We start from the raw sequence: 9,998 nt of genomic DNA on the forward strand, positions 1-9,998 counted from the left end.
CTTGATGGGGTTCGAACCTTCGGCCCGGGCTCAGGATCTTGTCGCGCGGGTAGATGCCTTCCTGCGCAGCGAGATCGAGCCGGTCGAGGCGGAGCTGCACACCGCGATCCGTACCGCCGGTGACCCGTGGCAGCCGCAACCGATGATCAAGGACCTGCAGGCGAAGGCGCGCGACGCCGGCCTGTGGAACCTGTTCCTGCCACCCGCCGAGCCCGGCAACGAGCGGTACGGCGAAGGCCTCAGCAACCTCGACTACGCCCCGATCGCCGAGCTCACCGGCCGGTCGTTCATCGCGCCGTACATCTTCAACTGCAACGCGCCGGACACCGGCAACATGGAGGTCCTGCTCCGCTACGGCACGGACGAGCAGAAGAAGCAGTGGCTGGAGCCGCTGCTCGACGGCACGATCCGGTCCGCGTTCTGCATGACCGAGCCGGATGTCGCGTCCTCCGACGCCACCAACATGGAGGCGACCGCTGTCATCGCCGGCGACGAGGTCGTGATCAACGGCCGCAAGTGGTGGAGCACGGGCGTCGGCCACCCGGACTGCCAGCTTCTGATCTTCATGGGCCTGACCGACCCGGACGCTCATCGGTACGCACGTCACACGATGGTGCTCGTCCCGCGCGACACCCCGGGCGTGAAGGTCGAGCGTCTGCTGCCGGCGATGCACAGGTACGACGAACCGCACGGCCACGGCGAGGTCTCGTTCACCAACGTCCGCGTCCCGGCATCGAACATCTTGATGGGGCCGGGTCGAGCGTTCGAGATCGCACAGGGCCGCCTCGGTCCGGGGCGTGTGCACCACTGCATGCGGCTGATCGGCCTTGCGGAGAAGGCGCTCGAGCTGGCGCTGCAGCGTGGCACCAGTCGTACTGCGTTCGGCAAGCCGCTCGTGAACCTCGGCGGCAACCGCGAGCGGATCGCCGACGCGCGGATCGCGATCAACCAGGCGCGGTTGCTCGTGCTGCAAACGGCGTACCTGCTGGACACCGAAGGGCTCGCGGGTGCGTTGAGCGAGGTGAGCCAGATCAAGGTCGCGGTACCGCGGATGGCGCAGGACGTGATCGACATGGCGATGCAGTTGCACGGCGGCGGTGGGCTGTCCGACGACTTCCCGCTCGCGGCCGCGTGGACGAGTGCGCGCGCGTTGCGACTGGCCGACGGACCCGACGAGGTGCATCGTGGGGTGATCGCGAGGATCGAGCTCGCGTCGTACCTGTCTGCTGCTCAGGAGGCCAAGTGAGCCGAGTCCTCGTCACCGGCGCCGCGAGTGGGCTCGGTGCGGCGCTGGTCGCCAAGTTTGTTGCCGAAGGCCACCAAGTCCTGTCGACAGATGTGGCCGAGGAGGGCGAGGGTACGACGTACCTGAAGCTGGACGTACGCCGCGCCGAGGACTGGGATGCCGCGGTCACCTGGTGCGAGCAGAACTGGGGCGGCCTGGACATCCTGGTGAACAACGCCGGGATCGCGACCGGCGGGCGGATCGATGTCGAGACGCTGGACGAGTGGGATCGGGTCGTCGACATCAACCTGATGGGCGTGGTGCGCGGCTGCCGCGCGTTCACCCCGCTGTTCAAAAGGCAGCGTTCCGGCCACATCGTGAACACCGCGTCCGCGGCCGGGCTCGTCCATCCGCCGATGATGAGCTCGTACAACACGGTCAAGGCCGGCGTGGTCGCGCTGTCGGAGACGCTGTCGCACGAGCTCCATCCGTACGGCGTGACCGTGTCCGTCGTGTGCCCGTCGTTCTTCCGGACCAACCTCGCTGACTCGATCCGCGGCGCCGACAGTGCGATGGGCGCGACGGCACGACAGTTGATCGAGAAGTCGCCGCGCTCAGCCGACGACATCGCGACCGCCGTACTCGCGGGGATCAAGAAGAAGCAGTTCCTGATCATCCCGGACCGGCCGGCCGCGATGGCCTGGCGGACGAAGCGTTTCGCGCGGCCGCTGTACAACCGGCAGATGCGCAAGATCGCGGAGCGCGCCCGGCAGCGGGCCGAGACGACGAATGGGTGATGCCGCGCGGGCGGTCCGGGACGAGGACGCGTTCGACGTACCCGCCGTCGACGCGTGGTTGCGGCAGCGGACGGAGCTGCCGGACGGCCTGCCTGAGGTCAAGCAGTTCACCGGCGGCGCGTCCAACCTCACCTATTTGCTGAGTTATGCGGGCCACGACCTGATCCTGCGCCGTCCGCCGGCGGGGACGAAGGCGAAGAGCGCGCACGACATGGGCCGCGAGTACCGGATCCAGGCGAGCCTCAAGCCCGTGTTCCGGTACGTCCCCGAGATGGTTGCCCACTGCAACGACGAAGCGGTGATCGGCTCCGAGTTCTACGTGATGGAGCGAGTCGCCGGCACGATCCCCGGACATCACAAGCTCGGCGTCGACCTGTCTCCGGAGCAGACCCGGCAGCTCGGGTTCACGTTGATCGACACGCTCGCCGAGCTCCACGCGGTCGACCCCGCAGCGGCGGGGCTGTCCGATCTCGGGCGCGGTGCGGGGTACGTCGAGCGCCAGGTCGCCGGCTGGTCCGACCGGTACCGCAAGGCGAAGACCTGGAACGTTCCCAGCTACGAACGCGTGATGGCCTGGCTCGCGGCGAACCAGCCGGCCGACGTACGGACGTGTGTTATCCACAACGACTTCCGCCTCGACAACGTCGTACTCGCGCTGGACGACCCCCTGCACGTCGTCGGCGTGCTCGACTGGGAACTGGCCACGCTCGGCGATCCGTTGATGGATCTCGGCAGCGCGCTCGCGTACTGGGTGCAGGCCGATGACGACTGGGCGTTCCGCCGGTTCAGGCTGCAGCCGTCCGATGTGCCGGGGATGCTGACGCGCGACGAGATCGTGGAGTACTACGCGAAGCGGTCCGGGCTCGTGGCGGACAACTGGGCGTTCTACGAGGTGTTCGGACTGTTCCGGCTCGCGGTGATCGCACAGCAGATCTACTACCGGTATCACCACAAGCAGACCCGGAATCCGCGGTTCAAGAACTTCTGGCTTCCGGTCAACCTGCTCGAGCGCCGCTGCCGCCGCATCATCCGGCAGGCATAGATGGCGGTCATCTACCTGGTCCGGCACGCGCAGGCGTCGTTCGGCGCCCGCGACTACGACAAGCTGTCATCGCTGGGTGAGCAGCAGGCGCGGCGGCTCGGCGAGACGTTGTCGGACGTGAAGCCCGACCTGGTGGTTTCCGGTCCGATGCGCCGGCACGAGCAGACCGCAACGCTGGCCGGATTCACGCCTGAGGTCGACAAGGGGTACGACGAGTTCGACCACGAGCAGGTGATCATCGCGCACAAACCGGCGTACCGCGTGCGGCCGGTAATGCTCGCTGATCTGGCCCGGACCGGAAACCCGCAGCGGGCGTTCCAGGACATGTTCACCGCGGCCACACAGCGGTGGATCGACGGTGGCGATGGCTACACCGAGACATTCGAGGCGTTCTGCGAGCGGTCCGAGGCAGCGGTACGACGGACGGCCGAGCGGCTCGGCAAGGGTGGAACGGCGCTCGTGTTCACGTCGGGCGGGCCGATCGCGGCGGTGGTGAGCCGGCTGCTGTCCGGCGGCGACGGGCTGTGGGCGAAGCTGAACCCGGTGACGATCAACACCGCGATCACGAAGGTGGTGTCCGGACGCGGTGGGCTGACTGTGGTGAGCTACAACGAGCATGTCCACGTCGGCACCGAGATGCTCTCGTACAGATAGGCCAGCGAGTTGGGAACAGAGAGTTGGGGACAGCGATGAGACGGAACATCCTGATCACCGGCGCCAGTTCCGGGCTCGGTGCGGAGATGGCGCGGCAGTTCGCCGCGAAGGGCCACAATCTGGCCCTGACGGCTCGCCGTACCGAGCGGCTGGAGGCGTTGCAGACCGAACTGGCCGAGCGTTATCCACAGCTTCAGGTGGTTATCCACAGTCTGGATGTGAACGATCACACCCAGGTGTTCGAAGTGTTCCGTACGATCGACGCCGGGCTGCCACTGGACCGGATCATCGTGAACGCCGGTCTGGGCAAGGGCGCGCCGCTCGGCACCGGCCGGTTCGACGCGAATCGGGAGACCGCAATGACGAACTTCGTCGGCGCGCTCGCCCAGGCCGAGGCGGCAATGGAACTGTTCCGTGCCAGGAACGCGGGGCATCTCGTCTTCATCTCGTCGATCTCCGGGCTGCGCGGGCTGCCGAAGACGGTCACGACGTACGCCGCGACCAAGGCGGGCATCGCCTCGCTCGCCGAGGGGTTGCGGATCGAGCTGCTCGGGAAGCCGATCACGGTGAGCACGATCTACCCCGGGTACATCCGGTCCGAGATGAACGAGCGGGTCGCGCACACGCCGCTGATCGTCGACACCGTGCCGGGCGTGCGGGCGATGGTGGCCGCGATCGAGTCCGAGAAGTCGAAGGCGTACGTACCGTCGTGGCCGTGGCGGCCGCTGGCTCAGGTGATGCGGTTCGCGCCGCTCGCCGTACTGAAGAGGATGCTGTGATGCGCTGGGGATTGACCGTTCCGCTGACCGGGATTCCGCTGCGGGACCACCGCTCGCTGATCTCCGAGTTGTTCGAGCTCGGGTACACGGATCTGTGGTCGGCGGAGGTGGCCGGGGCGGATGCGTTCACGCCGCTCGTGTTGGCGTCCGAGTGGGATCAGCGGTTGCGGTTGGGGACAGCCGTCGTACCGGTGCACACGCGGGGGCCGGCCGCGTTGGCGATGAGTGCGGCGGCGTTGGCGGATCTCGCGCCGGGGCGGTTCGTGCTCGGGATCGGGGCGTCGTCCGAGACCATCGTGACCGGGTGGAACGGGATCGCGTACGACCCGCCGTACGCGCGGACCCGCGACGTACTGCGGTTCCTGCGGCAGGCGTTCGCGGGGGAGCGGGTCGACGGGTCCTTCGACAGCTTCACCATCAACCGGTTCCGGCTGGAGAAGGCGCCGGACGTGCCGCCCGCGATCATGCTGGCTGCTCTGCGCCCGCAGATGCTGCGGTTGGCGGCGCGGGAGGCCGATGGGGCGATCACGAACTGGTTGTCGGCGGACGACGTACGGCAGGTGCGCGCCGAGCTCGGGCCGGACAAAGAGCTGGCAGCGCGGATCTTCGTCTGCGTCACCGAGGACGCGGAGATGGCGCGCAACATCGGGCGCTTCTTGATTGCGACCTACCTGACGGTCCCCGGGTACGCCGCCTTCCACGACTGGCTCGGCCGCGGTACGGCGATGAAACCGATGCGCGACGCGTGGGCCGCAGGCGACCGCAACGCCGCGATGGCCGCCGTACCGCTCGAGGTCCTGGACGCTCTCATCGTGCACGGCACGCCCGAACAGTGCCGCACCCACATCAACCGCTACGTCGAGAACGGCCTCGACACCCCCATCATCGCCACCCTCCCCACCGGCACGAACCTCCTTGACACCGCCCGCGCCCTGGCTCCGCATTCAGCCTGAAGTGGTTTTGGTGGTGATGGTGAAGGCTCGGACGCAGACGGGGTCCGGAGCGAGCTGGCTGATGACGAGGTCGCCGGTGACCGTTGCGCCTTTGGACGTGCCGGAGAGCGGGATGACGTAGGTGGGGGCTTGGCCGACTGGGGTGCCGGCGATGAGTTTGGTCGGCGGGCCCACGAGGGTTTGCATGAGCAGGGGGATGAGTTGTTCTGATCCCTTGCAGGCGTAGGTTGCGGCGCCCTGCGAGTTGTTCGCGTTGAGTTGGGCGACGAAACGGCGGCCGAGGTCGGCGACGGTGGTTACCGCGGTTGTGGTCTTCGGCGCGGTGCTGGGCCTCGCGGGGGTCGTGGGCGCGGGCTTGGCAGGGATGACGCGGGTGGATTTCGTCGCGGGTGGGGGTGCGGCCGACGTGCTCGGGGCGGGGTCGGACTTGGAGTGCTGGTGGTTCGCGACGAGGCGGTAGGCGAGTACGCCGATGGCGCCGATGGCAACGAAGATCAGGAGCACGATCAGCCCGATGATCAGGCCGGCTCGGCTCTTCCTGGGCGGCTGGCCGTACGGCGGGGCTGACTTGAAGTTGCTGGGTTGGGGTTGCCAGCTGTAGTTCGGGCCGGGCGGCGTTGAGCTCACAGGAACAGTGTGGCAGCGGGGTCAGCTCAACCGGTGTTCTTTGAGCCACGTCGTGGCTCGGCGGTTGGAGGCTCTGGAGAGCCATGCGTCCTGGATGATCTCGGTCAGCTCCTGCTTGGAGATCTCGCCCAGTTGGCTGCCGCGGATGAGGACGGACGGGTGCCCGTCGAAGTGCGGTGTGGTGAAGAACGGGGTCGACTCGTCCGAGACCAGTGCGAGCTTCTCGTCCTCGGATTCGACCCAGATCATGATCACGTCGTCGTACTTCTCGCCGGTCTCCGGATCGACCGCGTCCGGTCGCGGCGTACGGAAGAAGACGAACGACTTCCCGCCGACCTGGTACACGGGACGATCCGTGCCGTCGTCGCGCTCCCACTTGGTGACATGCGGCATCCCCGACGCGATCTCGTGTACGTCGGCCACGCGGGCTTTCCTCGGCGCCATCCGGAACAGGACCGATCAGTGCGCGAGCGACGTCAGACGGACGCAGAGCGGACGGGTCGGCTGGTCCATGATGTCGACGGTACCCGCCAGTGGGACGCCGCCCTTCGTGGTGCCGGCGAACGGGACCGAGATGCGCGGGTAGTAGCTGCTCACCGCGGCGGCGGGTCCGCTCACCGCCAGCTTGGTCGGTGGGTCGATCATGACGATCAGTTGGCCGGCCAGCAGGTTCTTGCTGTCCGCGCAGCCGAGTGCTGTTGCGTGCTTCTGGTCGTTCGCGTTCAGGTACGCGAGGAACCTCGTGGCGAGCGCTGTGGCCTCGGTCAGGCGCGGGCCGCCGGGGGTCTCCGATGGTTGGGCGGACGGCTGCGATGACTCGGTCGGCCGAGCCGCCCCGGGGGACGGCGCGGTCGGGCTGCCGCCCTGGTCGTCGTCGCCGCCCATCAGGCCGGGAAGCAGCAGGGCGACAATGCCGAGGAACACCACGATCCCCGCTGCCGCGATCACCACGTACAAGGTCGTCCGCGAACGACGCGGCCCACGCGGCTCGAACCCAGGCGCATACCCCCGTCCATCCCACGCCGGTCCGCCCTGGCCCGGTCCGTTCGGTCCGCCGTAGCCCGGTCCGTTCGGTCCGCCGTAGCCCGGTCCGGCTGGTCCGCCGTATCCCGGTCCGTTCGGTCCGCCGTAGCCGGGTCCGCCGGGACCGCCTGATCCGCCTGGTCCGTTCGGTCCCGGGGGGCCGGCGGGGGCGCCGGGCGGGGGCTGTTGCTGCCAGCCACTGTTCTGGGGTCCGGACGGGTACGGAGGCTGTGTCACCCGGACAGTGTGGCAGCCGCGGGGAGCCAGATCGTGAAGGTGGACCCGGATCCGAGGCGGCTGGTGACCGTGATCCTGCCGCCGTGTGCCTCGGCCAGGTGTTTGGTGATGGCGAGGCCGAGCCCACTTCCACCCGTGCTCCGACTGCGCGAATGCTCCGCGCGGTAGAAGCGATCGAACACGTACGGCAGGTGCTCCTCGGCGATCCCGCTGCCGTTGTCGGTAACGCTCAAGTCGTAGCCGTCGCCCACCCGTCGTACGCCGACCACGACGTTGCCGCCCGGCGGCGTGTAGCGAATCGCGTTCGAAACCAGGTTGCCCAGCGCCTGACGAATCCGTGCGCTGTCGACCATCGCCGGTGAGGGCCCGCCAACAGCGGTAACGGTGACGTCAGCAGCGTCGGCGGTCGGGCGGTGGGCGGCGACGACCTGCTGCGCGAGCTCGGTGAGGTCACGGGGAGCGGGGTGCAGGCGGAGCATGCCGGCATCCGCCAGCGCGAGGTCCTGGAGGTCCGTGACCAGGTGCTCGAGCAGTTCGGTCTCCTCCAGCAACGACGTGACGAGTTCGCTGTCGAGCGGCACCACGCCGTCCTCGGACGCGACCAGATAGCCCTTGATGTTGGCCAGCGGCGTACGCAGCTCATGCGCCACGTCGCTGACCATCGCCTTGCGCTGGAAATCGTGCCGCTGAATGGACTCGGCCATGTCGTTGAACGCGTGCCCGAGCCGAGCGACCTCGTCCTTCCCGCTCACCGGTACGCGGGCAGCATGATCTCCGTTCCGCATCCGCTGCGCCGCACCGGTCAGCGCCACGATCGGCCGGACCAGCCGCCGTCCCGCAAAGATCATCACCAGCGCCGCGATCAGCAGTACGCCGAGCGCCGTCGCCGCAGTACGCAGGAGCCCCTCGCCGGAGAACACGTTGAACGTGCTCTTCGCGCCGAGATACAGCTTCGCCGGCGGAGCGACGTACGGCGTCAACGCCTGCACCCGCGCCTGCGTGGTGCAGTCGTCGAACTTGGCCGGGACGTCGCCCTTGCTCTTGGGCTCGACCGACTGCAGCCCCTCGAAGTCGTTGACCTCGTACAGCATGCCCGCGGCATCGAGGCATGCACGCGCGCGCCGGATCTCGTCGTCGTTCACGATCTTGGCCTTGGCGCTCGGGGCGTTGAGCCCGGGCGGCGAGCAGGTGTCGTCAGCGGCGACGCCCGGCTTCTCCAGCATGCGAACCCCGGCGGGCGACTGGGTCGATTCGATCACGACCTGCGGAACGCTCCCCGTCTTCCTGATCGAGGCAGGCTTGCCCTTCGCGTTCCAGCATGCCACCGCCTGTTGGGCCAACCGCTCCTGTGTCTGGTTCTCCTGCTCCGTCCTGCCCCAGTCCGAATAGGCCACGAACGGCGGGGCTGCCGTCGCCGTCGCGACGAACCCGGAGATGCCGGAGGCAACCGTCTTGCGGGCCGAGTACACCGCGGCACCCGAGATCGCGGACAGCTTCGAGACTCCGGCGTTCCGCACGTCGATGGTTGCCGCAGGCACCGAAGGGAGTGCGGGTGCGGCGCCGAGCATCCGGGCCGAGTCGGCGATCACCGAGCCGTCGTCGGTGGTGACCGCGACCCGCCGACCGAGCTTGTCGCCCAGCTCGTGCACGAGTTTGTCCACACCCGACCAGGTCGGGTGGTCCGCGGCGTACTTCGACAACTGCCCGTAGATCTCGCCGTCGACCTGGAGCTGTCCGGTGTTGGCGTCGATCTCGCCCTGCAACTTCTCCGACGTGCTGTACGTCGCGATCAGCGCGGTCGCGATCACCGCGCCGAGCGCGACCGCGAGCGACAGTCCGAGGAACCGGACGAGCACACTACGACGCATGGCTGACCACCTTGTCGGCCAGCTTGTACCCGACGCCGTACACGGTCTTCAGGTACGTCGGAACGGCGGACGGCTCGATCTTCTTCCGCAGATTCATCACATGTACGTCGACGGTCCGGTCGAACACGTAGTGGTCGAACCCGAACGCGTGCTCGAGCAGCTGCTGCCGCGAGAACGCCCGTCCCGGCGATGCGGCGAGACAGGCAAGGATCTTGAACTCCGCTGGCGTCAGGTCGATCAGTTCCCCGGCCAGCCGGACCTCGTGCCGGCCCGGGTCGATCTCGAGCTCGCCGACGCGATACACCTCGCCTTCGGCGCGCACGCGGGTCCGCCGCAGCACGGTCCGTACGCGGGCGACCAGCTCGCGCGGGTTGTACGGCTTGGTCAGGTAGTCGTCCGCGCCGAGGTCGAGCCCGAGCAGCAGATCGTCCTCGGTGGAGCGAGCGGTCAGCATGATGATCGGCACCCCGGAATCGCCCGGGCCGTCGGCACGCAGCACCCGGCAGACGTCGAGGCCGTCGACCTTCGGCATCATCACGTCGAGCACCAGCAGGTCCGGGCTGCGCCGGCGGGCCTCGTCGATCGCGGCCCGGCCGTCGTGCACGACGACGGTCAGATGCCCCTCCCGCTCGAGATACCGCCGGATCAGCTCGGCCTGCTTCAGGTCGTCTTCGGCGACCAGGATCCGCGCTGGCATACCGACAATGTCGCTGAGATTGATGAGAATCCGATGAAGATCGGCTGAGAGCATCGGGTGCATATCGGTCCTTCACAGGTTCTTCACTGCCGCGGC

At 68.2% G+C, this 9,998-nt stretch carries 11 protein-coding genes; 6 read left to right on the forward strand and 5 right to left on the reverse strand.

The genetic code is table 11. The features are described from left to right. The first annotated feature begins 4 nt into the window (after nt 1-4). From EV653_RS27155 to EV653_RS27180, 6 genes are read left to right on the forward strand one after another with little or no spacing between them, the layout of a single operon-like run. Nucleotides 5-1,246: an acyl-CoA dehydrogenase family protein gene (locus tag EV653_RS27155; protein ID WP_134106477.1), complete on the forward strand. Its 1,242-nt coding sequence runs from the start codon at nt 5-7 to the stop codon at nt 1,244-1,246. After that, nucleotides 1,243-2,022 carry an SDR family oxidoreductase gene (locus tag EV653_RS27160; protein WP_134106478.1) on the forward strand — a complete coding sequence of 260 codons (780 nt, stop codon included), beginning with the start codon at nt 1,243-1,245 and terminating at the stop codon, nt 2,020-2,022. Before EV653_RS27155 ends, EV653_RS27160 begins: the two co-directional genes overlap by 4 nt. Beyond that, a complete protein-coding gene (locus EV653_RS27165; protein ID WP_134106479.1) occupies nt 2,015-3,064 on the forward strand; it encodes a phosphotransferase family protein in 1,050 nt (349 codons plus the stop codon). The genes EV653_RS27160 and EV653_RS27165 overlap by 8 nt, the downstream gene beginning before the upstream one ends. Continuing rightward, nucleotides 3,065-3,718 (forward strand): histidine phosphatase family protein, encoded by a 654-nt coding sequence (locus EV653_RS27170; RefSeq protein WP_134106480.1) that lies wholly within the window; start codon nt 3,065-3,067, stop codon nt 3,716-3,718. Nucleotides 3,719-3,753: 35 nt separating this feature from the next. After that, entirely contained in the window at nt 3,754-4,497 is a 744-nt protein-coding gene (locus tag EV653_RS27175; protein ID WP_134106481.1) for an SDR family oxidoreductase, read from the forward strand. Next, nucleotides 4,497-5,450, forward strand: coding sequence for an LLM class F420-dependent oxidoreductase (locus EV653_RS27180; protein ID WP_134106482.1), 954 nt, complete (start codon nt 4,497-4,499; stop codon nt 5,448-5,450). Before EV653_RS27175 ends, EV653_RS27180 begins: the two co-directional genes overlap by 1 nt. Here EV653_RS27180 and EV653_RS27185 read toward each other — a convergent pair. From EV653_RS27185 to EV653_RS27205, 5 genes are all read right to left on the reverse strand, one after another. Then, entirely contained in the window at nt 5,442-6,077 is a 636-nt protein-coding gene (locus EV653_RS27185) for a hypothetical protein (RefSeq protein WP_134106483.1), read from the reverse strand. The genes EV653_RS27180 and EV653_RS27185 overlap by 9 nt on opposite strands. 21 nt (nt 6,078-6,098) lie before the next feature. After that, on the reverse strand, nt 6,099-6,500 hold the full coding sequence (locus EV653_RS27190; protein WP_238160128.1) for an MmcQ/YjbR family DNA-binding protein: 402 nt from the start codon (nt 6,498-6,500) through the stop codon (nt 6,099-6,101). A 36-nt stretch (nt 6,501-6,536) separates the two neighbouring features. Then, entirely contained in the window at nt 6,537-7,025 is a 489-nt protein-coding gene (locus EV653_RS42285) for a hypothetical protein (protein WP_134106485.1), read from the reverse strand. Nucleotides 7,026-7,333: 308 nt separating this feature from the next. Then, entirely contained in the window at nt 7,334-9,205 is a 1,872-nt protein-coding gene (locus EV653_RS27200) for a sensor histidine kinase (protein ID WP_134106486.1), read from the reverse strand. Next, nucleotides 9,195-9,902 carry a response regulator transcription factor gene (locus EV653_RS27205; RefSeq protein WP_134106487.1) on the reverse strand — a complete coding sequence of 236 codons (708 nt, stop codon included), beginning with the start codon at nt 9,900-9,902 and terminating at the stop codon, nt 9,195-9,197. The genes EV653_RS27200 and EV653_RS27205 overlap by 11 nt, the downstream gene beginning before the upstream one ends. Nucleotides 9,903-9,998: the final 96 nt, after the last annotated feature.

It is taken from the genome of Kribbella pratensis (assembly GCF_004365355.1).
GTDB lineage: Bacteria > Actinomycetota > Actinomycetes > Propionibacteriales > Kribbellaceae > Kribbella.

Coding starts and splice junctions, on each gene's coding strand:
- EV653_RS27155 (WP_134106477.1), top strand. CDS start 5: ATGGGGTTCGAACCTTCGGCCCGGGCTCAGGATCTTGTCGCGCGGGTA.
- EV653_RS27165 (WP_134106479.1), top strand. CDS start 2,015: ATGGGTGATGCCGCGCGGGCGGTCCGGGACGAGGACGCGTTCGACGTA.
- EV653_RS27170 (WP_134106480.1), top strand. CDS start 3,065: ATGGCGGTCATCTACCTGGTCCGGCACGCGCAGGCGTCGTTCGGCGCC.
- EV653_RS27175 (WP_134106481.1), top strand. CDS start 3,754: ATGAGACGGAACATCCTGATCACCGGCGCCAGTTCCGGGCTCGGTGCG.
- EV653_RS27180 (WP_134106482.1), top strand. CDS start 4,497: ATGCGCTGGGGATTGACCGTTCCGCTGACCGGGATTCCGCTGCGGGAC.
- EV653_RS27200 (WP_134106486.1), bottom strand. CDS start 9,205: ATGCGTCGTAGTGTGCTCGTCCGGTTCCTCGGACTGTCGCTCGCGGTC.
- EV653_RS27205 (WP_134106487.1), bottom strand. CDS start 9,902: ATGCCAGCGCGGATCCTGGTCGCCGAAGACGACCTGAAGCAGGCCGAG.